The 23,537-nt window shown below is 45.8% G+C and carries 24 protein-coding genes; 16 read left to right on the forward strand and 8 right to left on the reverse strand.

The genetic code is table 11. The features are described from left to right. The first annotated feature begins 131 nt into the window (after positions 1-131). The 11 genes from VFA_RS16250 to VFA_RS23475 all read left to right on the forward strand — a co-directional run bounded on the left by VFA_RS16250 (position 132) and on the right by VFA_RS23475 (position 9,300). A complete protein-coding gene (locus VFA_RS16250) occupies positions 132-1,262 on the forward strand; it encodes an SH3 domain-containing protein (RefSeq protein WP_004727939.1) in 1,131 nt (376 codons plus the stop codon). A gap of 626 nt (positions 1,263-1,888) precedes the next feature. Beyond that, positions 1,889-2,443, forward strand: coding sequence for a hypothetical protein (locus VFA_RS16255; protein WP_038152043.1), 555 nt, complete (start codon positions 1,889-1,891; stop codon positions 2,441-2,443). A gap of 126 nt (positions 2,444-2,569) precedes the next feature. Continuing rightward, positions 2,570-3,031, forward strand: coding sequence for a RidA family protein (locus VFA_RS16260; protein WP_025633769.1), 462 nt, complete (start codon positions 2,570-2,572; stop codon positions 3,029-3,031). A 183-nt stretch (positions 3,032-3,214) separates the two neighbouring features. Continuing rightward, on the forward strand, positions 3,215-4,147 hold the full coding sequence (locus VFA_RS16265; RefSeq protein WP_004727940.1) for a hypothetical protein: 933 nt from the start codon (positions 3,215-3,217) through the stop codon (positions 4,145-4,147). A gap of 633 nt (positions 4,148-4,780) precedes the next feature. Then, positions 4,781-5,206 (forward strand): N-acetyltransferase, encoded by a 426-nt coding sequence (locus VFA_RS16270; protein ID WP_038152049.1) that lies wholly within the window; start codon positions 4,781-4,783, stop codon positions 5,204-5,206. 151 nt (positions 5,207-5,357) lie between these two features. Next, positions 5,358-6,095, forward strand: a complete 738-nt coding sequence (locus tag VFA_RS16275) for an SDR family NAD(P)-dependent oxidoreductase (protein ID WP_004727941.1) — start codon at positions 5,358-5,360, stop codon at positions 6,093-6,095. A gap of 236 nt (positions 6,096-6,331) precedes the next feature. Then, entirely contained in the window at positions 6,332-6,688 is a 357-nt protein-coding gene (locus VFA_RS16280; RefSeq protein ID WP_038152052.1) for a DUF6404 family protein, read from the forward strand. A gap of 88 nt (positions 6,689-6,776) precedes the next feature. Next, complete coding sequence (locus tag VFA_RS16285) at positions 6,777-6,992, forward strand: DUF6434 domain-containing protein (RefSeq protein ID WP_038152054.1); 216 nt, start codon at positions 6,777-6,779, stop codon at positions 6,990-6,992. Positions 6,993-7,162: 170 nt separating this feature from the next. Then, positions 7,163-7,684: a GNAT family N-acetyltransferase gene (locus VFA_RS16290; protein ID WP_038152057.1), complete on the forward strand. Its 522-nt coding sequence runs from the start codon at positions 7,163-7,165 to the stop codon at positions 7,682-7,684. 128 nt (positions 7,685-7,812) lie between these two features. Next, positions 7,813-8,736 carry an arginase family protein gene (locus VFA_RS16295; protein ID WP_004727943.1) on the forward strand — a complete coding sequence of 308 codons (924 nt, stop codon included), beginning with the start codon at positions 7,813-7,815 and terminating at the stop codon, positions 8,734-8,736. 114 nt (positions 8,737-8,850) lie between these two features. Next, positions 8,851-9,300 carry a GFA family protein gene (locus tag VFA_RS23475; RefSeq protein ID WP_440870468.1) on the forward strand — a complete coding sequence of 150 codons (450 nt, stop codon included), beginning with the start codon at positions 8,851-8,853 and terminating at the stop codon, positions 9,298-9,300. Positions 9,301-9,347: 47 nt separating this feature from the next. Here VFA_RS23475 and VFA_RS16300 read toward each other — a convergent pair whose 3' ends face one another. After that, positions 9,348-9,866 carry an RrF2 family transcriptional regulator gene (locus tag VFA_RS16300; RefSeq protein WP_004727944.1) on the reverse strand — a complete coding sequence of 173 codons (519 nt, stop codon included), beginning with the start codon at positions 9,864-9,866 and terminating at the stop codon, positions 9,348-9,350. Between the two features lie 163 nt (positions 9,867-10,029). Between VFA_RS16300 and VFA_RS16305 the strand changes: the two genes are divergently transcribed. Continuing rightward, positions 10,030-11,232, forward strand: coding sequence for an NAD(P)/FAD-dependent oxidoreductase (locus VFA_RS16305; protein WP_004727945.1), 1,203 nt, complete (start codon positions 10,030-10,032; stop codon positions 11,230-11,232). Between the two features lie 92 nt (positions 11,233-11,324). Here VFA_RS16305 and pdxR read toward each other — a convergent pair whose 3' ends face one another. Beyond that, positions 11,325-12,704 carry a MocR-like pyridoxine biosynthesis transcription factor PdxR gene (gene pdxR, locus VFA_RS16310; RefSeq protein WP_004727946.1) on the reverse strand — a complete coding sequence of 460 codons (1,380 nt, stop codon included), beginning with the start codon at positions 12,702-12,704 and terminating at the stop codon, positions 11,325-11,327. 109 nt (positions 12,705-12,813) lie between these two features. Between pdxR and VFA_RS16315 the strand changes: the two genes are divergently transcribed. The 3 genes from VFA_RS16315 (at position 12,814) to VFA_RS16325 (ending at position 16,717) form a co-directional block, all read left to right on the forward strand. Continuing rightward, positions 12,814-13,431 (forward strand): FMN-dependent NADH-azoreductase, encoded by a 618-nt coding sequence (locus VFA_RS16315; protein WP_038152060.1) that lies wholly within the window; start codon positions 12,814-12,816, stop codon positions 13,429-13,431. 44 nt (positions 13,432-13,475) lie between these two features. After that, a complete protein-coding gene (locus VFA_RS16320; protein ID WP_232281736.1) occupies positions 13,476-14,555 on the forward strand; it encodes a redoxin domain-containing protein in 1,080 nt (359 codons plus the stop codon). Positions 14,556-14,698: 143 nt separating this feature from the next. Beyond that, positions 14,699-16,717: a protein-disulfide reductase DsbD family protein gene (locus VFA_RS16325; RefSeq protein ID WP_004727949.1), complete on the forward strand. Its 2,019-nt coding sequence runs from the start codon at positions 14,699-14,701 to the stop codon at positions 16,715-16,717. 19 nt (positions 16,718-16,736) lie between these two features. On the opposite strand, the gene VFA_RS16330 is transcribed toward VFA_RS16325, so the two are convergent. The 3 genes from VFA_RS16330 to VFA_RS16340 all read right to left on the reverse strand — a co-directional run bounded on the left by VFA_RS16330 (position 16,737) and on the right by VFA_RS16340 (position 18,373). Then, the gene (locus VFA_RS16330) at positions 16,737-17,138 is read right to left on the reverse strand and encodes a hypothetical protein (protein WP_004727950.1); all 402 of its coding nucleotides are present in this window, start codon (positions 17,136-17,138) and stop codon (positions 16,737-16,739) included. A 90-nt stretch (positions 17,139-17,228) separates the two neighbouring features. Continuing rightward, positions 17,229-17,762: a phosphoribosyltransferase gene (locus VFA_RS16335; protein WP_004727951.1), complete on the reverse strand. Its 534-nt coding sequence runs from the start codon at positions 17,760-17,762 to the stop codon at positions 17,229-17,231. After that, complete coding sequence (locus VFA_RS16340) at positions 17,759-18,373, reverse strand: sugar O-acetyltransferase (protein WP_038152066.1); 615 nt, start codon at positions 18,371-18,373, stop codon at positions 17,759-17,761. The genes VFA_RS16335 and VFA_RS16340 overlap by 4 nt, the downstream gene beginning before the upstream one ends. A 347-nt stretch (positions 18,374-18,720) precedes the next feature. Here VFA_RS16340 and VFA_RS16345 point away from each other — a divergent pair, with 347 nt between their 5' ends. Continuing rightward, positions 18,721-19,494 (forward strand): DeoR/GlpR family DNA-binding transcription regulator, encoded by a 774-nt coding sequence (locus VFA_RS16345; RefSeq protein WP_004727953.1) that lies wholly within the window; start codon positions 18,721-18,723, stop codon positions 19,492-19,494. 288 nt (positions 19,495-19,782) lie between these two features. Here VFA_RS16345 and VFA_RS16350 read toward each other — a convergent pair whose 3' ends face one another. Genes VFA_RS16350 through VFA_RS16360 form a run of 3 tightly spaced genes read right to left on the reverse strand, consistent with a single transcriptional unit; the run spans position 19,783 to position 23,313 of the window. Continuing rightward, positions 19,783-20,352, reverse strand: a complete 570-nt coding sequence (locus tag VFA_RS16350) for a PqiC family protein (RefSeq protein ID WP_081454484.1) — start codon at positions 20,350-20,352, stop codon at positions 19,783-19,785. After that, positions 20,352-21,998, reverse strand: coding sequence for an intermembrane transport protein PqiB (gene pqiB, locus VFA_RS16355; protein WP_038152070.1), 1,647 nt, complete (start codon positions 21,996-21,998; stop codon positions 20,352-20,354). The genes VFA_RS16350 and pqiB overlap by 1 nt, the downstream gene beginning before the upstream one ends. Further along, positions 21,991-23,313 (reverse strand): paraquat-inducible protein A, encoded by a 1,323-nt coding sequence (locus VFA_RS16360; protein WP_004727956.1) that lies wholly within the window; start codon positions 23,311-23,313, stop codon positions 21,991-21,993. Before VFA_RS16360 ends, pqiB begins: the two co-directional genes overlap by 8 nt. Positions 23,314-23,537 lie beyond the last annotated feature (224 nt).

Consider the following 23,537-nt stretch of genomic DNA (forward strand, 5'->3'; position numbering starts at 1 on the left):
AAGGCAGATTCGCAACGCTTGGCAGTTTCGGTTTGAATCAGGTTTGGTGTTTACGGCACAATATTTTAGGTAGGTGGTCGCGTTGCTCACTACTTAACGCGGCGTTAGCTTAATGTGAGAAAAAGTTATATATGAGCAAATATACCGAAAATTTGGCACAGTTTAGAGCATGGGACTCCATTTTTAATGCATCAGCACTGAAACAATTTAGTGCGTTTGACTCTGTTGTTAACTCAGCAGCATTGAAACAATTTAGTGCGTTTGACTCTGTTGTTAACTCAGCAGCATTGAAACAATTTAGTGCGTTTGACTCTGTTGTTAACTCAGCAGCATTGAAACAGTTGAGTGCGTTTGACTCTGTTGTTAACTCAGCAGCATTGAAACAGTTGAGTGCGTTTGACTCTGTTGTTAACTCAGCAGCATTGAAACAGTTGAGTGCGTTTGACTCTGTTGTTAACTCAGCAGTATTGAAACAGTTGAGTGCGTTTGACTCTGTTGTTAACTCAGCAGCATTGAAACAGTTGAGTGCGTTTGACTCTGTTGTTAACTCAGCAGCATTGAAACAGTTGAGTGCGTTTGACTCTGTTGTTAACTCAGCAGCATTGAAACAGTTGAGTGCGTTTAACTCTGTTGTTAATTCAGCAGCATTGAAACAGTTGAGTGTGTTAGAGTCTATTGTTAACGCAGCAACATTGAAGCAGCTTAATGCATTTGATTCTATTGTTAGCGCTTCATCTTTGATGCACTTTGATACTCTAAATTCTTTATACACAGAGCAAGAATTATCTGAATTTTCTGAGGTATTATCGGAAGCTGGTGATTCCTTCCAAAAGGGCGAGCCGTCTCAACAAGATATTGAAAACACGTTTAAAAAATTACCCGTTTTCTTTCTCCTATTCCTCAAGTATCTATTTAACTGTGTTGTGATGCCACTTTTTGTTTCGCTCTATTTGCACCCAATATTGGCAGAATATCTCAAAAATAACAGCGAACCTCGTCGGGTGCAGATAAGTGCAATCAAGAAACTACCTCAAAATGCTGGCATAGAGATAGGTGCTGCCAATAGGTTTATTAGTGGTGATGGAGTGCGTTTAAGATCTTCTTCCTCAATAAAGTCTGAAGTTATCTCTAATCTAAGCTTTGGGCAATTGGTGTACGTATTGGAAAAAGAACGTAGTTGGGTAAAGGTTGCTGTTCCTCAAAAGGATGGTAATACCCTTGAGGGATGGGTGTTTAATGAGTATACAGAGCGCTTTAAATAATTTAGCTAACAAACTGTTTAAGAGTGATTCGCAACGCTTGGCATTTTTGCTATGCGTTGCGTTTAGTGTTTAAGGTGGTATGCGGGAGCTTCGGCATTGCGTTGCTCACACCTTAACAGGGCGTTATGTAGCTTTATAAATTTTGGTGCTTATATCCAGCTGTCTTTGGCAAATGGTTCGCGGATAGTTTATCTATCGCCAGGTGTGGCGAGCATTATGTTATCGAAACGTCTGCGTGCAATGTCGGTTTCGTTCGTTAGGTTTTCTCTACGCAAAAGCGATCTTTGTCGCTGGTCGATTTGAATCCACGGACGCTGGTCTTTTTATCTACCCAATTTCGTGAACCAAATCAGGTAATTTGGCTGCGGCAAGATTTGCTGCTTGTTCAGCTTTTCTTGGGTGGTAAATTGAAGCTGAAAGGCAGGCTACATAACAAAGCGTTCAAGCGGGACTCATGCCGCGTGGCATTTTTGGTTTGCGGTGAGTTTTGGTGGTGAAAGTGGTCCGCGGAAACTTGGTTTGTGCGGCATTCGCCCCTTAACGCGGCGTTATGCCACTTTATTGATTATGTCGAAATGCTTGTATAATTTTAAAGTTAAGTCAGTAACAGGGAAGCTAGTGGCAAAATGAAGATGATATTTGTAGATGCGGAAAATATTGGCTTAAAAGAGCTAGAAAGAGTTAGAGCATCAGTTATTGATAAAGTGTTCGTTTTCTCCAAATTGGAGTCTGTTCAACTGGTGTGTGAAAAATCACTTTTCTTGTACTTGTCCGATTATCCCTCAGGTGCAAATCAAGCTGACTTTTATATCATTGCTTATCTATCTAAAGTTTTGTTAGCCCTAGAAAAAAAGCAATTTGGTACGGTTAATTTTGAACTTTACAGCAACGATGAGAATTTAATCTCTGCATTCGAGTTTCAATGTAGGCAATTAGGAGCTAACGTCAAAAGTATACGAACAAAAGATGACACAGTAGTGCAAATGCCTAGTGTACAGAAAAGTAGTACCGCTGAAGATAAAGTGTTTTCCGCACTTAAGTCACCAAGGCCGTTGGATCCAAGTTTACAGAAACAGCTAGGTTTATCTAAATCTGATTTTTCTAAGGCTATCAATGAGCTGACTAAATCTAAAAAGATTCAGCGCTCTTCAGAAAGTAAACGTAAATGGGTTCGTTGTTAACAGTGGCATAACAAAGCGTTTAAGAGCGATTCCGCAACGCGTGCCAGTTTCGCTTCGCTCACAGTATGGCACGCATCACGTCACGCCTTAACGCGGCGTTATATTTTGTTTAATCATGGAGGATAAATGGACATCGAAACGAGACTATCAGAGCTAGGGTTGGAGTTACCTCAAGCAAGCGATCCTCAGGGTAGTTATTGCAATTGTGTGAGAACTGGCAACTTACTCTATGTTTCAGGTAAAGGACCGGTGGCTGGCTTGAGCAAAGTGCCGAAGGGTAAGTTAGGTCAAGAATACACAACAGAAGAAGGTTACACTTTCGCCAAAGCTACGGGTTTAGATATTTTGGCGGCGGTTAAACTCGAACTGGGTTCGTTAGACAAAGTAGCCCGAGTTGTAAAACTCCAAGGTTTTGTTAATGCCACTAGTGACTTCGAACAACATCCTAAAGTGTTGGACGGATGCTCTGATTTAATGGCAGACGTGTTTGGTGAAAAGGGTGTTCATGCTCGTTCAGTTTTTGGAGCCATGTCCGTAAGGGGTAATTTACCTATCATCATTGACTCCATATTTGAAATCGCAGACTAAATATAACAAGCAATTTAAGAGGGATTCACAACGCTTGGCATTTTTGCTTCTACTTCAAATATAGTGTTTATGACACAATGCTTTAGGTTTGGGTGTAGGCGTTGTTCACCCCTTAATTGGGCATTAGCTTACAATATCAGCTTCGTTGCCAAGTCGTATATGTAAATAAAGGACGTAAGACCAATGAATGTTCTTGATTCAATACCTGCACTGCTGTCCGCTTTTGCATCTTTAGGTGCTGCAATAGCGGCTTTCTTCTCATTACGTATAAGTAAACAAGCTCAATCGATTACGGAATTGAATTCCCTAGCAAATCATCATGCATCTGCAACTACAGTATATGTTGAAGTAGTGAAAGAACTATATAACGTGTCAGATTCCTTCAAAGAGATTGGCTACCAAATGTGGTCTCAATGGGGACGAGATATAGAGGATAACTACGATAATTACAGTAAGGGGGGCACTAACCCAAGGCCATTGCGCCATGTGCTATCCAATGGTAGTGAAATGCTATCAAGCTATGCCCTAAATAATGGGCGCTGGGGCAGATCAACAAGTGATGCAATTTTGTCAATTATCCGATTTGGTATGGGTAGTTTCAGTGATGATGAGTATCAGAACTTACTCAAAAAGGCTGATGGTGCATACACAGATTTTGAAGGCGTATTTGGAACGCCTAAGGGGAGTGAGCAGATTGGTGATGCTCTGGCATTTCGATGGGTATGCTATCAACTAAATAAGCGCGTAACCAAAGAAGAATGGAGAACTGTTTGGAATAAAGCTTGGGCTAAAGGTGACTGGTTCGATAAATATGAAATAGAATACTTGAAAATTAAGTCGGTTTTTGAACAAGCGAAAGAAAGGTTAGATCATGAGAAATCAAAACTATCACCATCAGCTTTTCCTCTACATTGCAATCCAGCCCTTGAACGTAAATACGATCGTCTAATCAAGATTGTTAATCATATCATCGAAGATGCGGATATAGAGAACTTCACTATTTACAAAGACTGGAGATTTTCGAAAGAGCTTAGTCAATTGGTTCTCTGTACAATGGCTACTGGTTTCTGTCTACATCAGCAGCTTGATAACTTGTATGTACTTGCAAATGAATAACTTAGGTATAAGTTAAGCTAACAAAGCATTTAAGAGTGATTCGCAACACTTGGCAGTTTTGCTTCAAGCGTCGCTCGCACCTTAATGCGGAGTTATAACTACTTGGCAGCATGATCTCCCTCGAATTACATTCTTGTAGTTTTGCAAGGGAAGGTCACTATAGTTAGTTTTTTACTTTATACAGTAACAAGTTAGGAATACACATGTTCAAGTGCCCAAACTGCTCAGCCCCGTTGACTGTATGGGATAAGTTCAAATTCATCCCAGATAAACCAGTGATTTGTAAAAGATGTTCGCAAAAGTTATTGCCGTTTAGGGTGTATTATTTTGGAACATTTTTTGTTGCGACTTTTGGCACGTCCTCGTTAATAAACTATTTCGAATGTAATATGTTAAGTGCATCAGGGATAGCCTTGATGTGTAGCTTCTTGCTATATATATGTCAGCCAATCAGAAAAGCGTAGTTATAACAAACTGTTTAAGTCGGACTGCCAACGTATGGCATTTTTCATTCCGGTGGAGTTTGGTGATTTTTGTGGTGAAAGCGGTCTGAGAAAGGTTAGTTTGTACGGCATTTACCCCTTAATTGGGCGCTATATTGCCCCGATAAATTCGGCTATTTAGAGCTTTGAAATGATAAGAAAGTACAACGAAAATGACATGAATTCAGTTCTTGATATTTGGCTTAATGCGTCAGTTAAAGCTCACGCTTTCATCTCGCCTGAGTTCTGGGAATCTCAAGTAGAAAACATGCGTAATATCTACATTCCAGCTTCAGAAACCTACGTTTACGAAGTTGAGTCGAAAGTAGTCGGCTTTTACGCACTATATGAAAATAGCCTAGCTGCTATATTTGTCTCTCCTGAGCTTCAAGGCAAAGGCATTGGTAAGCAACTATTGAGTCATGCTAAAACTCAGAGGGCTGAATTGAGTCTCGCAGTATACAAGGAAAATCAGGCTAGTTATCAATTCTATTTGTCTCAAGGTTTCAAAGTCTTGAGCGAGCAATTGGATGAGCACACTGGACATCCAGAATACACAATGAGTTCGGGCATATAACAAACAGTTCAAGAGGAATTCACAACGTGTGGCATTTTTACTATGCGTTGAATTTAGTGGTTAAGGTGGTCTGCGAAAGGTTGGTTTTTGCGGCATTCACCCCTTAACGCGGCGTTAGCCGTCAGACAGTGAAACAAGAAAGGAGTCTAAAGTGAAAGTAGCATTGGTAACTGGAGGCTCTAGAGGTATAGGGCTGAAAGCTGTTCTGCGATTCGTGGACTTGGGCTATCAAGTGATAACCTGCTCTCGTGCTAAACAGTCATGGATGGAGTCTGTGCATGAATTTCCACAATTAAGCGTTGTGGACTATCAAATTGTAGATATTTCCTCAGAATCTGAGCTTGAAAAGCTATTCGACCATATCAATAATCAATACGGTTTGTTGGATATTGCAGTGAATAATGCGTCACCGGCTTTGGTATCCAGTGGTCAATTTAAAGAAGTTGACGTTTCTTCTTTACAGGAAACATTGAATGTCGATTTTTGGTCTCAAGCCTTGTGCTTAAGGCATGAGTTAAAACTGATGAATGCGGGTTCCTCTATTGTTAACGTCAGCTCTGTGAATGGCTTAAGACCGACACCTAATGCCTCAATGTACAGCGCGTCCAAGCACGCGATTGAAGGGTTAACCCGTTCTGTTGCTTTGGAATGTATTGGCTCTGGAATTCGCATTAACGCGGTAGCTCCAGGTGTGACATGGACACCACGATGGGAAAGCAAGCAATTGGACTCACCAAACATTCGTAGTGAAGTTTCAGAGGTGGTGCCTATCAAACGCTTTGGTCATGCAGACGAAATCGTTAATGCCATTGAGTTTCTGGTCTCAGACAAAGCCAGCTACATCGTTGGCCACACGCTTGTGGTTGATGGTGGGCTATCCTTGGCATAAAACGAAACGGCTAACAAAGCGTTCAAGCGGGATTGCAACGCTCGGCGTTTTCGGTTTGATTCAGCTTTAGTGATTACGGCAAATGATTTAGGTTGGGTGGTCTGCGTTGCTCATTACTTAACGCGCGTTATGGCGCAGTCAGGTTGTGAAGTCAGTCGCAGCACTTCAATCATCATTCTCGATAAATTTTGATAACGCCATAGAATTCCAACTAGCGTATGCATAGTGAGGCGAAGATGGAAAAGGCTGAATTCATTCAAAAACACCTAATTGAAAAGGGTGTCCCAGCAGATTTAACTAAGCCAACAGCGTTTATTTGGTCTAGGTATAAAGACCCTTCCCAAAAGCCTCTAGTTTTTCAATCTCCTGCAAAAATACTCATTACATATGGTTTATTTATGGGGTTATTATGGGGAGCTTTGATGTGGGTATTTTTTTGGCATTCAGAGCCAAATAATTGGGTAGCGTATCTTGTTTCAGCATCTCTATTTGGTCTTTGTATGGGATATATCAACGTATTTCGCACCATGAAGGCTCGAAAGCTTTTGGGCGAAACAAACTGGGAAAATTGGTGTCAGCAACACTACAGGTAAAGCGCCATAACAAAGCGTTCAGCGGAAAGTTGCTTTATACGGAGCTCCCCCCTTAACGCGGCGTTATACAAAATGGAGAAATCAGACCATGGCAAAGGTTGATTGGCATAAAAATGATATTGATGACGATACAGTTATTACAGATAGTTACAAGACAACTCAAAACGTTCGTCGTTATTTTAAATCTAAATTTGGTGAGCAATTTAAATTCGACCGAGATTTCATGCAATGGATGAAAGGTTCGATGGGTTTAACAATGGGTGACGCTTGCCATGAGTGGGTGAGGAGACAACATTCAAAGTAGGTCGCGTGAAATTTGTATAACAAACTGTCCAAGCTGATTTGGTACGCGTGGCATTTTGCGTTTGCAGTTTGTTGAGTGGTTAAGGCGTAATGCAGTCACATTTGTATTGCGTGCTCACCCCTTATACGGGTGTTAGTTTGCACCAAGAATCAAGAGGTTTAGTGTAAGAAATGAAAGTAAGTATTAGACCTGCAAGAGAAAATGAGCTGGATTTTATCCATGCTTTGGTTATCTCAAATGACGAATGGACTAAGTTCAATGGTCCTTATTTTCCATACTCACATCCATCCTTAGAACAGTTTGAAAACTCTTCATTTCAGCGTCTTTTATCGGGCTTAGATTCGCAATTGATTACAGTCGATGATATTCCAGTGGGAATGGTTAGTTGTTACTGGGAATGTGAAGCAACTCGTTGGCTTGAAGCTGGTGTTATTCTTTACGATAAAGAGTCTTGGGGTAAAGGCATTGCTGCGTTAGCGATTCCGTTGTGGGTTTCGTATCTGTTCAAAAGTAAGGAAATTGAAAGGGTTGGTTTTACGACTTGGTCGGGTAATCCTCGAATGATGTCATTAGCTTTAAAATTAGGCTTTCAGCAAGAAGCTAGGCTACGAAAAGTCCGCTATTACAATGGCGAGTATTATGATTCAGTCAAATATGGAGTGTTACGTTCTGAGTGGTTAGAACGCAACTAACAAGCATTCAAGAGGGATTCACAACGCTCGGTATTGTCAGTTTGAATTAGCTTAAGCGTTTATGACACAACGGTTTCGATGTCCCTTAATGCGGCGGTATACGAAATTAGGTAAGTACAGGAGTACACATGAAAAGACATTTCGACATCATCGGAGCACCTTTCAATCAACTGGGTTTTGTGACAACTCAAGAAAATACGGTTGATGGTCTGCGACGAATGGATGAAATGTCATGGGTAGGCCTTACCGACTGGATCAAAGTTAGAAATGACCGATGGGGTGCTGACATCATTGACCAAGGCGATGTTGTCATCTCCGATGAGGTTCATTCATTGATTTCCTGCGGGAACAAAGATGAAGCATTGCGAGTTTACGCGCACGACCTAACGATAAAGGTGCTGGCAAGTTATAAGAATAATCGGCTCCCCATAACTATTGGTGGCGACCACTCGATAGCGATGGGTACAATTCAAGCAGTGCTAAGCCATTATCAAAAGGGCAAAAATAAAAAAATTGCAATTGTTTGGGTTGATGCTCACGCTGATTGCAACAACACTCGCGACAGCAATTTGCACGGTAAGCCGTTAGCATTATTAATGAATCAATATTCGCACAATGGTTGGTCAATACCTTCTGGTATCACTTTAAACCCTCAAGACGTGTTTTATGTGGGCGTCAGAGATTTAATGCCATGTGAACATCAACTCATTCAAAAACTCAATATGACCAGCTTCGACATGATGTGTATCGAACAGCAAGGGTTTCATGTTGTCGTTCGAACCCTAATGGAAAAATTGGAGAGAGCGTATGACGGTATTTACCTGTCATTCGATTACGATGCCTTAGATGGTTCTCTATTTCGAGCATGTGCTACGCCGAATGTTGGTGGTTTAACCGCAAGAGAGGCCCTGTATTTAGTTCATTCAATCGCCTCGAGTGACAAGTTTATTGGAGCAGAGTTTGTTGAATACATGCCCGAACGAGACAGTAGTGGGGTATCCAAGGAGTTGATGGTGAAGCTTGTTGATGCGGCTTGGGGATTTAAGTCGTAGTTTCGTATAACGAATGGCGAGACCCTATGAACTATGGTCGTTACGACTGTTGTGGTTGAGTTTTGTGCCCCTTAGGCGGGCTTTATGTTTACTAGTTAACAAGGATTTATTCAATTGAAAGGAAATTGTTTGTGCGGAGAGATCTCATTTGAGTTGTCAGGCGAACTACCACTCATTTATCAATGTCATTGTTCATTGTGTCGAAAGGTGTCGGGTTCTTCATCCAATTCGGCTTTGATTGTCAAAGCATCAAATTTTAAATGGTGTACTGGCGAACATCAAATTAAGTCTTTTTCTACTAATTCGGGGTTTAAATCTGAGTTTTGTTCTCAATGTGGTAGTCCTGTACCCAATATCAGCTCGAACGGTGATTCATATTGGGTACCTGCTGGTTTGCTGTCTGACCCTGCCGATACAAAAGTTGCTGCTCATGTGTATGTCGGTTCTCATGCAAACTGGGATGTGGGGTTCTTAAACGACGGAATTCCGCAATTTGAAACAATGCCAAGTGAACATATGCTCACCGCGTGCTGCGCACGGACACAACACACGACGGAAAGGTAAACACTTGATGAGGTTTAAATGGAGCGCCAAGGGGCTGGGCTCGATGATCAGCCCTTCATCTCTGTTTTTCGATTCGCACCAATCCACTCTTTGATCTCAACGGCATAGCTATTGTGTGCCTTCACATACATTTGTTTTGAAAGCATTAAGATGGATTGTTCAGCCAAGACTTGCTGCATCTGGTTTTGAGCTTTTCTCATGACCGCATGAATCCCGCACATCCCTTCGCATGCCCATTGAGGAACATCATCCGTGAAGATGTTCATCCGCTGGCGAATTTCTTTACAGTCGAAAATCGACTTCTCACCATCAATCGCAATCGCGATATCAAGCACGCTGATCTCTGCTGGCGACTTGGCGAGCTTATAACCGCCTTTGCGACCTTCCGAACTCTCGACTAACCCCGCTTTTGAGAACTTAGTAAAAATTTTGCCCAAATAATCATACGGGACGCCTTGTAAGTTCGCCGCTTCGCGAACGGACATTTCCCTTGGTTCGCCGTCTTCATCAACCATATTCACCAAACAGTGAATCCCATACTCAACGCCTGAGCTGTAAAAAGCCATGAGTTAACCTCTGATTCTAATGACTTGGCAGTGTAAATCACTCTCTTGCGACAAGCATAAAGAAATCGAGCAAAAAAATAAACTGCGACCAATGTTGTCGCAGTTTATTTTTTCTTGTATGCTGCGCCGAAATGATGAATCAGAAGTGAACGAGGAATCTCACATGAGTAAAGAAATAGTGATTATTGGTGCCGGTTTTGCGGGGATGTGGGCAGCGCTCAGTGCTGCGCGTTTGGCAAAGTTGAAGCAAGCGGAAGATGTCGGTGTGACGGTCATCGCACCTGTTGCAGAGCTGCGTGTTCGCCCGCGCTTTTATGAGTCAAAAGTACAGACACTGGTTTCTCCGTTGATGCCGGTGTTTGAGACGATGGGCGTGAAATTCGTTGTTGGGCAGGTCACCAACATTGAATCGGACACCCAACAAGTGGTTTATGTTGATGAAAATCAGCGCTCGGTCACCAAGTACTACGACAGACTTGTGTTAGCTGCTGGTTCGAATCTACGCCGAGATATGGTGAAAGGCATTGCAGAACATGCATTTGACCTTGACCAAATCGACAGCGCGGCGTTTTTGGAACAGCACATCAACGGCCTGGCAAACCAGCCGTCTTCTCAGGCTCGCAATACCGTTGTGGTTTGTGGTGGGGGATTCACCGGGATTGAAATCGCGACGGAACTGCCTGCCAGGCTCAAAGCGCTGCTGGGGGAGAGTGAGCCAGTTCGAGTCATCATCGTGGAGCGCAATGGCCAGATTGGTACCAATTACAGTCAAGCGTTGCAAGATGTCATCAAACAAGCGACAGACGATCTGGAGATTGAATGGATGCTGAATGCGCAGATTGAAGAAATCACTGCTCACGGTTTACGACTCTGTTCTGGCGAAGAGATTCAATCCAAGACTGTCATCTGGACTGCTGGCGTCAAAGCGAACGATTTAACAAACGTGTTCGAGAAACAGCAAGGCCCGCAGGGCAGGCTACATGTTGAGTCATCGTTGAAAGTGATCGATCAGCCGAACATCTTCGCCACTGGCGATGTGGCGTATGCTGCAACGGATGATAAAGGCAATCATGCATTGATGAGCTGCCAACATGCGATATTAATGGGTAAATTCGCCGGGCATAATGTCGCCGCGAGCTTACTCGATTGTGATTACTTGCCTTACAAACAAGAAAACTATGTGACGTGTTTGGACCTCGGTTCATGGGGCGCGGTGTTTACTGAAGGCTGGGATCAGAAAGTCAAATCCGTCAAAGAAGACGCAAAAAAAATCAAAATCGCCATCACCAATGAACTCATTTACCCGCCAAAAGCAGAACTGGACTTGATCATGGAACAGGCCGATCCGCTTGCCCCTTGGGTATAAGTCACGTTAATACACGGTAAATCACACAGACAAAACGCCGTGAACGCGTTTTGTCTGGTTTAGATTCGATAAACTGAGGTGGATGGGGAAGGTTAAAGCAGTGCTTTGAGTCTGAATATCAGCGCGGTACATTCCTCTTCGGTTTTGATATTGGTGAAGCCGAGAATCAAGCCAGGATGAATAGGCGTTGAAGACCACTGCGACAGCGCTTGAGAATAGAGCCCATCACGCAACAGCGTTTTGGCTATCTCGACGTCATTGCAGCTGGAATCGTTGAATTTCAATATCATGTGCATGCCCCCGGGTTGCGGCTCGATGAAGACCTTATCCCCCAGATATTGAGCAAATAATCTGGCCGTGAACTCTCTGCGTTTGCGATACAACTTGCGCATCCGTTGGATATGACGACTGAAGTGCCCTTCTTGCATGAAGTTGGCAATACAGAGTTGGGTCAAACCAGCAACATTGCCGGCATACAAATCGGAGAGTTGTTCAAAGCGGTTCACCAAGTTTTGCGGAACCACAATATAGGCCGTTCTAAGGTTGGGGAATAACACTTTACTGAATGTCCCCGAGTAAATGACCCGGTCTTGGCTATCTAAACTCTTCAATGCGGGCAGCGGCAGGCCGGTGTGTCGGTATTCGCCGTCGTAGTCGTCTTCAATGATCCAGCTGTCTTGGGTGATTGCCCAATCTAACAACATCTGGCGTCGTTGCAGTGACAGCGAGACGCACGTTGGGCTTTGGTGTGCCGGTGTGACAACGAGCGCTTTGATGCCACGATCTTGAGGAATGGTGACGCCGCTGTCATCGACGGGCACAAACGCGGGCGTCAGGCGCTCATTTTCCAATATCAACTTGGTGAACGGATAACCCGGGTCCTCAACCCCCACTTTGTCATCGACAGAGAGCAAGGCCTTCGTGATCCACTTTAATGAGTTCACATAGCCGGACGTAATAAACACCTGCGTCGGCTGACATTGCACACCGCGATACACGTTCAAATATTGGGCAATCGCGAGTCTCAGTTCTGGCAAGCCATACACCGAAGGATACGTCAAATTCTCTATCGCGGTATGACGCGCATTTCTTGCGGCCATGCGCGCCCAGCTCTTAAAAGGGAAAGCATCCAGAGCAGGAATGCCAAGCTGAAAAGGGAGGATATCCGTTGTTTGCAGGTCGGCAGAAAAGCCAGGCTGACGCACCGTCACTTCGCTTAAAGACGGCCTCGGTTGTTCGATAACGCTTTGGCTGACTCGTGTTCCCGCTTGCCCGTTGGCTTCGATAAAACCTTCGGATTTCAGAAGGGCGTAGCCTTCTTCCACGCTGCCACGGGATAGTCCCATCTCTTTGGCGAGAGCACGTGCCGATGGGATTCGCTCACCGGGTTTGAGCACGCCTTCTAAAATCGCGCTGTGAATCCGCTTGTAAACCAGCTTGTAGGCAAACAGTTTGTCCTGGCCTTTTTGCATGTCCAATTATGGTCCATAAAAATCTTAAACTTATGGCTCTTATTGTAAGCCATATTAGCTTGTAACATCACTACCAATACGGCGTGACTATCGAAGTTTTGGAGACAATATGAAAATACTATTGATTAACAGTAGCCCGAGGCAACAAACATCCTCGACGTATGCCCTTGCGCAATCACTGCTTCAGCGTATGTCGACACTGACGCCTGTGAGCGTGACGGAAGAAAACGTGACGCGACTGGCGCAGGTGGATAGTGAATATTCGATCTCCGTGGCGAGCATTGAACACCAGCACGATGAGTCGACGGGCAGCCTGGCTGTATCGAATCGATTGATTGACGATTTAATCGCAGCCGACTTGGTGATCGTGGCGTCTCCGATGCATAACTTCTCTCTGCCTGCCGGGTTAAAAAGCTGGGTGGATCATGTGGTGCGCGCTCAAAAGACGTTCGCCATCACGCCAACCGGAAAATTGGGATTATTAGATGATAAACCGGTGTATGTGCTTATTTCTTCCGGTGGGACGTTTTCAGGAAATAATGCGTATCAACCTGATTTTTTCACACCGTATATGAAAGAAATACTCAGCACGATTGGCATTAACAGTGTCAGTTTCTTCGCAATTGAAAGTACCGTATCTTCTCATGAGGTGATCGAAAATAATATTGAATTCATTCGTCAAAAACTATTATCGCATCTAGAAGAATACGTCATCAAAACCCAATGATTATCAATTTTATTACTTAAACCTTTAAAGTCACTTTAAATAGGATGCTCAACATGAAGCCTATACACAAAAAATATTTAAACCTCTTTGTAACGGCGGTATTCAGCCTCGTGCCTTTCTATCAGCAAGCACACGCGGAAGAGATTGACTACGCCGCTGACGGTCAACGTCGTGCTCAGTCGGCGGGCGAATTTTTGGTCGGTAAACCGGCGCCCGATATGAAAATCACCACCATTGACGGCAGTACGATTGACTTGAGCGAGATGTATGGCAAGAAACCGGTCTATATCAAATTCTGGGCGACATGGTGCATCCCTTGCCGTGAGCAAATGCCCGGGTTTGAAGCCATATACAAGCAATATCACGATCAAATCGAAGTGATATCGGTCAATACAGGCATCAATGACAACCTGCAGTCGGTGAAACCGTTTTTGAAAAAAATGGGGCTGACGATGCCGACAGTGATTGATGACGGAACACTTGCTCGAGCCTTTCAACTGAGAGTGACACCGCAACATGTGTTGATTGATAAGCAAGGCCAATTTTCTTACTTTGGTCATGTCGATGACGAAAATTTTCACAACCAACTTGAGCGTATCATTCACCAGTCCACCGTCCATCAGTCCACCGTCGACAAGGTGAGCATCGCTCACTCGCCGGCACCGGATGCGCATACGTATCAAGTTGGCGACACGCTAAAAAATCTAGCGTTCACCACGATAAATGACAATAGCATCGAGTTGAAGTTTGGTGAGGACAATAGCGCCAAAGTCGGGTTGGTCTTTTTTGGCCCTTGGTGCGAATGGTATTTGGAAGAGACAGCGCCGGAATCGTCAAAGGCGTGTACTCAGGTCCGCGAACTGCTAGAGGAGAAATCTAAATCAAACAATATGAAGTGGGTTTCGATCTCTACCAATGTTTGGTCTTCTGTGGCTGAATTGCACGAATATAAAAAGAGTTATGGAACCAGTTTGACGATTGTATTTGACGGTGATGGGAAACTATTTGAAGTATTTGGCGTGAACCAAATTCCAACCATTATTTTAATGGACAAAAGTGGCCGTATTGAATCGAAAGTTTCAGTGCAAGATAGTGAATTTGAAAATGTTTTAACTTCATTGTGAAATTCTAAAATATAAAGTATCCCCCAAATGGCTGTTATTTTCATTCAAATGAATCATAACAGCCATTCGTTGAATTATTAGAGATGAAAACCATGAAGTATATTGCTCTTTTCGTCCGTATCATCACGTTTTTCGCTTGGATAATGGCTTCATTTCAAGCGTTGAGTAACCCGAATGATGGCCCGAACTATTTACTGTCTGCTTCCATTGTTACGGCGTCTGAACATCCGTCCGCGGGTCAAACACAAACATTAGCGTTAAAAATGAAACCGCAAGCCGGCTGGCATGGGTATTGGGAAAACCCGGGTGACGCTGGTTTTGCCAATTATTTCAAATGGTCTTTACCGAAAGGCGTGACCGTTGGTGAATTTGCTTACCCGGCACCAAGCCAACTGCTCACCAGTGGTTTAATGAATTACATCTACCATGGTGAATACGTGTTGTTGGCGCCGCTGACGATCAGTAACGACTATCAAGCCGGCGACTCGATCGATTTAGCGCTTGAGCTCAATTACTTGGTATGTAACCCAGAAAGTTGTCTACCGGAAAGTCAGTCACTAAGCGTGACGTTGACGGTTGGTGATGGCGCGGCAGAGAGCGCCTTGCAAAATCGATTGAATCAATGGCAAGCGCGAATCCCCAAACCCATGCACGAAACCGGGCAGTTTTACACCAGCAACGAGACGTTGACACTGCGTTTGCCATTACCCAGTTCTTATTATCTGAAAAACGTCGATATGAAGAACGTGCACGTGTACCCAATCATCAACGATTTGATGTCTAACAGCGCCGTTCAACACTTCACGGTAAACGATGATCGCCTGATGATGAGCACGGCGAAAGGCGACGCGGACGGCGATCTGTTTGAAGGCGTTCTCGTGCTCAATAGTGACACATCGTTGCGGTTCAAGGCCGAACGCGTCGATGCGTTAAGTGCGTTGTCCGGTCAGCCAGATTCATGGATGAGCAACGATATTATGCTCTCGATGATTGCATTTCTGGGCGCTGTGGCTGGTGGCCTGTTGCTCAACATCATGCCGTGCGTCTTTCCAATCTTGAGCCTGAAAATTCTCAGCATCGCGCATCAGGGGTCTGAAAAAGAAGCCAGAGCCGGTGCACTCGCCTATATGTTCGGCGCAGTCTTGGTGTGCGTGGTGCTGGGCGGCGTCATTCTGGCGCTCAGATCGCTGGGTCATCAAGTCGGATGGGCGTTTCAACTGCAAAGCCCGATTGTCATTGCGGCGCTGATTCTGTTGATGAATGCGATCGGCTTTAACTTGGCAGGGTTGTATGAGATTGGAACGCTCACCTCGGGCTCGCGCTTGCAAGACGCCAAAGGACCCAAAGGCGATTTTTGGACCGGTGTACTTGCGGCATTTGTCGCGACACCTTGTACGGGACCATTCATGGCCACCGCACTAGGGGCTGCCTTGATGTTGCCGCTGGTCAGTGCATTGATGATTTTTGCCGGATTAGGTTTTGGCATGGCGTTGCCATTTTTGTTGGTGAGCTTTATGCCAAGGTTGCGCACAGTGCTGCCAAAACCGGGGGCGTGGATGGTCACCGTAAGACGTATTCTGGCACTGCCTATGTTTGTCACGGTGCTGGGGCTGTTATGGATATTGATGCGCCAGACCAGCAGCGATTTTACCCTGTTGGTCATTTCGGCAACCATGCTGTCCACCTTTGGCTTGTGGCTAACTGGTTTATGGCAGGTGTCACAACGCAAAATGCGCTGGTGGCCAGCCATTGTGTTGAGCTTGATGTCGCTGTCGGTGATGGTCTCGTGGGATTCAGAGCCTTTGGCACAGTCATCTCATCTCGAATCCAATGCTCTACCGTTTGAGCAAGTCAAGTTGGATGCGATAAAAGTGGAGCACGATGTGTTTTTATACTTCACGGCAGATTGGTGTTTGACGTGCAAAGTCAATGAAAAAACCTCGATAGCGCGAGACAGCGTGCAAGCAGCGTTGAAGCAACAGGGTGTGGTCACGATGGTCGGCGACTGGACCCATGGCGACAGTGCCATCACGCAGTTCCTGACACAGCACAAGCGTTCGGGCGTGCCGCTTTATCTATGGTATCGAAAAGGGGTCGATGTACCAGAGGAGCTGCCTCAGATCCTCACGCCGACAATTCTTCTGAATCAGTTACCTGACTAGCCACGATGCCAGCGATGGGCTAAACCGGTCTGGAATAGTGTTCTGGCAAGAACCCGTGCCCTTGTTTTTCTGAAAGGTAAACGAGGGCATCAATCACGCGAAGCGGTGTTAACCGCGTTTCTTCTCCGCAGCTTTCCAGTTCAAATGTCAGGTAAAGTTGGTCATGTTCCACTTTGAAAAATAGGTTTCCTTGCGGCGGGCGCTCTTGAGTGAGCGCAAAAACGCCCATGCCAATAAAGTGCGAGCTGCTTCGATTACCGGTCGCGTAGATATCGCTCTGCAACTTGTGGGCGAGCGTTAAGACATCTAGAAGTAGGTTGATCTGATCGTCAGAAACATTGTCGAGCGCTTGGATATGCGGTTCCTTACAGAACCGCTCTAAATAGCTCATCATTTCATCTATATCGTTGTTAAATAACATTATTGAACGCCTTGAGGGTGAGAAACGCGATTGTAGCGTCAGTTGCCTCACATCTCAAAGCATTCAACGACAACGAGAGGTCAGGCCATTTCACGCCATCGTGGTTTGCTTCACTTTGGCAATAAAAGGCAAGTTTCGCGAGTGGTCATGCCACGGTAAGCCGTAACCCACCAACAGGTCATCGCTATCCATGTCGTACGCAAAATACTGTGACACAGGAATCGCAACACGACTAGGCTTCACAAATAGTGTCGCAATGGAGAGCGATTTTATCGGAAAATGTTCAATGAGGTATGTGCTGAGGCGTTTCATGGTGCCGCCGGATTCAATCGCATCATCGACCAAAATGACATGCTTCCCCGCGATTGGGACATTTTGGTGATACTCAATTTTGGAGCGGTTGTTTCGCTCTCCCGGCGTGTGTGGGCAAGAGATGTAATCCATGCTGATAGGGAAGGACAGTTGTCGCACCAGATCCGCGGTAAATAAAATACCGCCCGGCACCACGGTGATGATCACAGCCTCATCAAATTGCTGATTGAGCTGCTCGGCAACGCATGTAACGCCAGCTTTGATCTGCGCTTCGCTCAACACCAAGTCACCGATGTAATTATCGTGTGTCATTGCTGGCTCCCAGTTGCTGTGGTGACGCCATCGGTAGCGTCTTGGGATGTTTGCGCGCATGGAATGTCACGAAGAATGCGAGCTGGATTGCCACCAATCACCACGTTGTCGCCAAAACTCTTGGTGACGACACTGCCCGAGGCGACCACGACGTTATTGCCCAACGTGACGCCGGGATTGATCGTCGCATGCCCACCAATCCAGCAGTTATCGCCGATGTGAATGGGTTTTGCCGATTCGACACCGCTGGCACGTTCAATGGGATCGAGTGGGTGAGTCGCAGTGTAAATGCCAACTTGTGGCCCGAGCATGCAGTTGTCACCAAAATGGACTTCAGCGCAATCTAGAATTACACAGTCATAGTTTGCAAAGAAGTGATCGCCTACCGAGATATTGCAGCCATAGTCACAATAGAAATTCGGATGGATCGAGATATTTCTTCCCACATGACCCAGTAAGTGGTGCAAGATGTTCGCTCGAGTTTCGGCGTCCTCAGCGGAGGCGTGGTTGAATTGATGAAGCCAATTGCGTGCCTGCTCGCGCAGTTGACTCAACTGTTGATCGGCCGGATTGTACAGCGCTCCGGAAAGCATTTTTTCATACTCAGTCATGCTCGATGCCCTTACTTAACCATAAAACGGACGGGTGACATGATGAACGCGTCACGCGAAATAAAGCGTGATTGAGTATACAGAAAAAACGACAAATGAACATAGATAAGCATTTTTATGTCCATATGTGTTGTTTTTTGATGCGGCGATTGGCGCTGTTGAGCAAGGAACGACATACAAAAACGCGAGCGGCTAGCGTTCATCGAACGGACGAAAGCAGAACGAAAACACGTCCGCTATAGGAATCGCTTGAGAGACGCAAAAGAGATTGTTCATAAGTGAACAGATATGAACATCCACCATGTTCGTTTATACTGGGTCAACTCGCCGCCGACTCGATAACAATTATGGAAAAATTTTCACCAGAAGAACGTCATCAGCTCATTCTCAATTTATTGAACGCGCATCATAAAGTGATGGCAACTGACTTGGCCGCGCAATTGGGCTCAACCGAAGCCACGATTCGTCGGGATTTGCGTTTTCTGGCCAATGAAGGATTGTGCAAGCGCATTCACGGTGGAGCGCTTTCGCTGGTGCCCGCAACGGGGACGCAAGAGCAGCGGTTGGAAAACCGCCATAGCGAAAAGCAGGCGCTAGCACTTGCCGCATTATCCATCATCAAAGCCAATCACGTGATTTTCCTCGATGCGAGTAGCACCCACATGCTGCTCGCCAGTCTGCTGCCCAATACAATGGGCCTAACGGTGGTGACCAATAGCCCGGTGATCGCCATGCGATTACTGGCGCGGCAATCGATTCGCACCATCTTGCTTGGGGGAGAGCTGGATAACACCGTCGGCGGCGCCGTGGACATTACGGCGGTTGAAGCTTTGCAAAAGTTTCGCTTTGACCTCTGTTTCATAGGCATTTGTGGTTGGTCGTCGGAAACCGGCTTTAGTGCCATTCATTATCAAGATGCCGAGTTTAAACGCCATGTCACCTCGAAAGGTGGCGCGATGGTGGCACTGTGCACGGAAGATAAAGCGGAAGCGTTAGCGCCTTACCCGTTCTTGCCATCTGAACGCCTTGATTACCTAGTTTGTTCTCCCAATAGCCACACCATCAGTGACTATTTTCATCAACTCGATTGCACGGTCATCACCAGTCAGCCGGTTGAATAGAATCGGTAAGTGTCCATGCCGCTTCATCCATTTTTCTAATCAGCCTTGTCATCAATACATGCGCCGCGAAAATGCATGTGTCGAGAGTGGATTAGGCGTGACAGTGTGACGTGAATGCTTTATGAAGCTCCCACAGCGGGGGATTGAATACGACGGCAAACTTTGATGGCAGCTCGTTGATAGCAGATTGTTTCGACAAACTGTTTCGACAATCCGTTACGACAGAAAGGGTGACAAACAAAAGGGGAGCATGGAGCTCCCCTGATTGATCATGGTGATGTGGCGATATTATAACTGCTGCGCGATGGCATCGGTGAGGTCATCGAGACTGGCGGCTAATGCTTCAACCAGCGCATCGTAGCCTTCATCTTGCAGCGGCACGGAGATTTTCACTGGAGCGCGGCGCTTCACTTTGCCATTGGCTTCAATCAACATCCATTCTCCTTCCACTTCTGTATTGCCTTGATAGTTGCCATTAAACTTGTTCAAACTCAGTTGCAGCTTGTCGTCACTGCTTTGGTCGAGCAGGTTATGAACCGTGACTGGCCAATAATGAGTTTGTTTTTGACGCAAGTCGGCAATGACCCGTTGAGTAATTTGTTCAGACAAATTTTGCGCCCATTGATTGTGCTTGGCCTGAATCACTTGGGATTCTGACGTGCGATATACGATGCCACGATTATTGAGGTAGCTGGCCAATTCGACCGGGCGCACCACCAGTAGTGGACGGTCGGTGACCGCTTCAGGCGTTTCCGTTTGCGATTCCGGTTGCGGTAAAAGATAGAGCGCGCTGGTGGTCTCCGGTGCACTGCTACAGCCTGCCAACAACGCAGCTGCTAAGAACATGATTCGTCTCATTATTTCTTCCCTCCCACTGGAACCGGATCGTTGACGTCATCCACCCCGAACACCAAGGCGTTTGGTTTGTCGTTCAATTGTTTTAGCACCGGTTTAAATTCAGTCATCACTTTTTCAAGCTCTTTTAATGTCGATTCCATGTCGCTATACATGGTGGAGTTCGGGCCGTAGCCGTCCAACGTTTTTTGCAGTTGTTGCAGGCTTTGGCGAATATCCGCTGGGATCTGCTGCGTTTCATTTTGGTTCAGCAGTTTATTGATACTGTTGGCCATTCGTTCCGCCGACGCCAAGGTGCGTTCAGAGGTTTTTAGGGTTTGGTTGAGGGACTCAAGTGTATCTTCCATTGGCAACTTGTTGATCTTGTATAGGAAGTCATTCACTTGTTTTTGAACCTGCGCAAATCCGCCCCGCATGGTCGGGAAGACGGACAATCCCAAAAACTCACTCGGCTCGTATTTTGCGGCATCGGGATAGAAATCGGTGTCGATATACAGCGCGCCGGTAATCAAACTGCCGGTTTTCAATGTGCCCCGCAGGCCTCGTGCAAACTCCAGTTTGAGTTTTTCGCTGTACTCATCCATTGAATCGGTGTGGAAGTGATCGAACAAGCGGCCCAACTCGATACGCACCAAGACCGGAATGCGTTTGACCGAAAAGCTCTCTTCTTGAGTCGGGAAACGCAGAGGCACTTTCATCACCGTACCAATTCGCAAGCCGCGGTATTCAACTGGCGCTTTCTCTTTCAGGCCGCGAATGGATTCATCAAACAGCATCACAAAGTCGATGTATTCATCATAAATTCCTTCACGTAACTGCTTCACATCATCGTAGAGGCGGAAGTTGGTCATGTCTTCGGTGAGCGGATCGCCAGAATCCATGCCCGGTACGGAATCAAATGTGACGCCACCGGTGAGCAGGCTTTCCAGTGAGCCTAATTTGAGCTCAAAGCCTTCCGTATTGAGTTGGAGATCAACGCCAGAGCTGAGCCAAAACTTCGAGCGGGTGCGGATTAAACTGTCGTAAGGTTTAAAGATAAACAGTTGATACAACGCCTGACGGGTTTCCACATCAAAACTGGTTTTCTCGACGCGTCCAACCGTAAAGCCTTTAAATATAACGGGATCACCCACGCCGAGTTTGCCTGCTTCTCGGTGCGTCAAGACAATACGGCGACCTTCCGCATCTGGCGCAGCGACAGGCGGGACATCCAACACCGTGAAGTGTTCTTTTTCTTCTGCCGACTTACCCGGTTGCAACTGAATGTACGCACCCGATAGCAAGGTTTCCAAGCCCGAAACACCATCGCGGCCGATGCGAGGTTTCACGACCCAAAACATGGAATCTTCCCTCAGCATTCGCTCGGCATCTTTGTTCATTTGTGCTTTGGCGATGATGTGGTCGTAATTCTCGCTGAGCGTCACTTGGGTGATAACCCCAACTTTCACGTTCAACGCGCGAATCTCGGTTTTCCCCGCTTCAATCCCATCGGCTGTTGGCAATTGCAGCGTGATTTGCGGGCCTGTGCTGCTGATGTACTGAAATAGCATCCAAGCCCCCATGACCAATGCCAGGATAGGAATGATCCAGACAGCAGATATCTGCCGTTGTTGTTTTATTTGAGCGGTTGTTTTGTTCTCATCACTCATAATTGGCTTTCTCTTGTAGGTGTTCAGGCATCGCTTCTGTGACATCACTTTGTGGCTGTTGCCACAATAAACGCGAATCAAAAATCATGGCCGAAAGCATGGTGAGTATGACCACTGCAGCAAACGATAACGCAGCGGGACCCGGATAAATCGCCATTAGATTTTGCAATTGCACCAGGGCAACCAAAATGGCGACAACAAAAATATCGATCATCGACCAGCGGCCGATAAACTCGGTTAAACGGTATATTTTCAAGCGAGTGATGCTTTCTTCCGGCGGCAGGTATTGTGCTTTTTGTGCTTGAAAATAGAGCCACGCGAGGGTCAGCATTTTAGCCATCGGAATAAACACACTGGCAAAGAAAATGACCATGGCGATGGGATAAGAGCCCAAATGCCAAAGTAAGATAACCCCTTCGATGATGGTTGACCCTTCGGCGTGCCCCAAACTGACGGTATACATCATTGGATAGAGGTTGGCAGGAATATAGAAAATGACGGACGCAAACAGCAATGCCCATGCTTTTTGTAAGTTGTCGGTTGGGTTGTATTTGTGGAGTGGACTTTGGCAACGCACACAACGTTTGTCATCAATGTGGTTGATTTGATGACACGTATGGCAGCCGATATGGTTGTGGCTGTGGTGCGTGTCGCCTTCCTTTATATATGGTAATTCGACGACGGGAATAAAGTGGCCCCACAACCAACTTTTGTCCACCATGGCGATACACTTCACCACCAACAGCGTGTAAACACAAAACGCCCAGAATGAACTTCCCATACCAATGTCTGCAAGGGACGCTATTTTGATGAGGCTCACCAATACGCCAATCAAGAACACATCCACCATCAGCCAGGGTTGGACGCGAAACAGAATCCGACACAGGATCTTCGCCATTCGCTGCTGCTTTTTCGATGGCACATGGTTGCGTGTTTTTAGCGCTTCAAGGTGGAGAAACAGAATCAAACCGACGTAAATCGCTGGCAAGATGATCACCGTGGCCAGTAGCAGGCTACCCAGCAACACATTTTGAAATTCGGCCAACATTTTTGCAGCATGCAATAAGGTGATCTCTTGAGACAACCCTTTGACACTGAACGACATAAATGGGAAGGAGATGCTGAGCACCAGCATGATCAAGCACGCCGAAGAGACAGCAATGACACTTTGGTAAGGTTTGGCGTTCACTTTTGTCAGCGCATGAGCACAGCGCGGGCATTGCGCTTTCTGCCCTGGTTCAATGTCAGGGATGCGAACCACAAGGCCACACTCTTCACATGAAATCAGCTGACGTGCATTCGGTTGATTACTCATAGAAATGAATCGTAACGCATTAATCCTAAGGATACTCCGCTTTTTACCGCAGAGCGCTCTTCAAAGCAAAGTATTAGACACATTTTGCTTCGGTTTTACCCGTCTTATTAATCTGGGTTATTTGAGAAGAGGAAGCGATATTTGGAGAGAATTTATTTCGTGGCGGATATTTTGTGACGGCTTATTGTTCAGATTCGCGGGAAGCAAGGCTTCCCGCATTGTGT

Origin of the sequence: Vibrio furnissii CIP 102972, assembly GCF_000176175.1 — a bacterium.
Taxonomy (GTDB): domain Bacteria; phylum Pseudomonadota; class Gammaproteobacteria; order Enterobacterales; family Vibrionaceae; genus Vibrio; species Vibrio furnissii.

What these genes read in the sequence shown, in the direction of transcription:
- VFA_RS16250 (WP_004727939.1), top strand. Translation starts at nt 132, where the DNA reads ATGAGCAAATATACCGAAAATTTGGCACAGTTTAGAGCATGGGACTCC.
- VFA_RS16255 (WP_038152043.1), top strand. Translation starts at nt 1,889, where the DNA reads ATGAAGATGATATTTGTAGATGCGGAAAATATTGGCTTAAAAGAGCTA.
- VFA_RS16260 (WP_025633769.1), top strand. Translation starts at nt 2,570, where the DNA reads ATGGACATCGAAACGAGACTATCAGAGCTAGGGTTGGAGTTACCTCAA.
- VFA_RS16265 (WP_004727940.1), top strand. Translation starts at nt 3,215, where the DNA reads ATGAATGTTCTTGATTCAATACCTGCACTGCTGTCCGCTTTTGCATCT.
- VFA_RS16270 (WP_038152049.1), top strand. Translation starts at nt 4,781, where the DNA reads ATGATAAGAAAGTACAACGAAAATGACATGAATTCAGTTCTTGATATT.
- VFA_RS16280 (WP_038152052.1), top strand. Translation starts at nt 6,332, where the DNA reads ATGGAAAAGGCTGAATTCATTCAAAAACACCTAATTGAAAAGGGTGTC.
- VFA_RS16285 (WP_038152054.1), top strand. Translation starts at nt 6,777, where the DNA reads ATGGCAAAGGTTGATTGGCATAAAAATGATATTGATGACGATACAGTT.
- VFA_RS16290 (WP_038152057.1), top strand. Translation starts at nt 7,163, where the DNA reads ATGAAAGTAAGTATTAGACCTGCAAGAGAAAATGAGCTGGATTTTATC.
- VFA_RS16295 (WP_004727943.1), top strand. Translation starts at nt 7,813, where the DNA reads ATGAAAAGACATTTCGACATCATCGGAGCACCTTTCAATCAACTGGGT.
- VFA_RS16300 (WP_004727944.1), bottom strand. Translation starts at nt 9,866, where the DNA reads ATGGCTTTTTACAGCTCAGGCGTTGAGTATGGGATTCACTGTTTGGTG.
- VFA_RS16305 (WP_004727945.1), top strand. Translation starts at nt 10,030, where the DNA reads ATGAGTAAAGAAATAGTGATTATTGGTGCCGGTTTTGCGGGGATGTGG.
- pdxR (WP_004727946.1), bottom strand. Translation starts at nt 12,704, where the DNA reads ATGCAAAAAGGCCAGGACAAACTGTTTGCCTACAAGCTGGTTTACAAG.
- VFA_RS16315 (WP_038152060.1), top strand. Translation starts at nt 12,814, where the DNA reads ATGAAAATACTATTGATTAACAGTAGCCCGAGGCAACAAACATCCTCG.
- VFA_RS16320 (WP_232281736.1), top strand. Translation starts at nt 13,476, where the DNA reads ATGCTCAACATGAAGCCTATACACAAAAAATATTTAAACCTCTTTGTA.
- VFA_RS16325 (WP_004727949.1), top strand. Translation starts at nt 14,699, where the DNA reads ATGGCTTCATTTCAAGCGTTGAGTAACCCGAATGATGGCCCGAACTAT.
- VFA_RS16330 (WP_004727950.1), bottom strand. Translation starts at nt 17,138, where the DNA reads ATGTTATTTAACAACGATATAGATGAAATGATGAGCTATTTAGAGCGG.
- VFA_RS16335 (WP_004727951.1), bottom strand. Translation starts at nt 17,762, where the DNA reads ATGACACACGATAATTACATCGGTGACTTGGTGTTGAGCGAAGCGCAG.
- VFA_RS16340 (WP_038152066.1), bottom strand. Translation starts at nt 18,373, where the DNA reads ATGACTGAGTATGAAAAAATGCTTTCCGGAGCGCTGTACAATCCGGCC.
- VFA_RS16345 (WP_004727953.1), top strand. Translation starts at nt 18,721, where the DNA reads ATGGAAAAATTTTCACCAGAAGAACGTCATCAGCTCATTCTCAATTTA.
- VFA_RS16350 (WP_081454484.1), bottom strand. Translation starts at nt 20,352, where the DNA reads ATGAGACGAATCATGTTCTTAGCAGCTGCGTTGTTGGCAGGCTGTAGC.
- pqiB (WP_038152070.1), bottom strand. Translation starts at nt 21,998, where the DNA reads ATGAGTGATGAGAACAAAACAACCGCTCAAATAAAACAACAACGGCAG.
- VFA_RS16360 (WP_004727956.1), bottom strand. Translation starts at nt 23,313, where the DNA reads ATGAGTAATCAACCGAATGCACGTCAGCTGATTTCATGTGAAGAGTGT.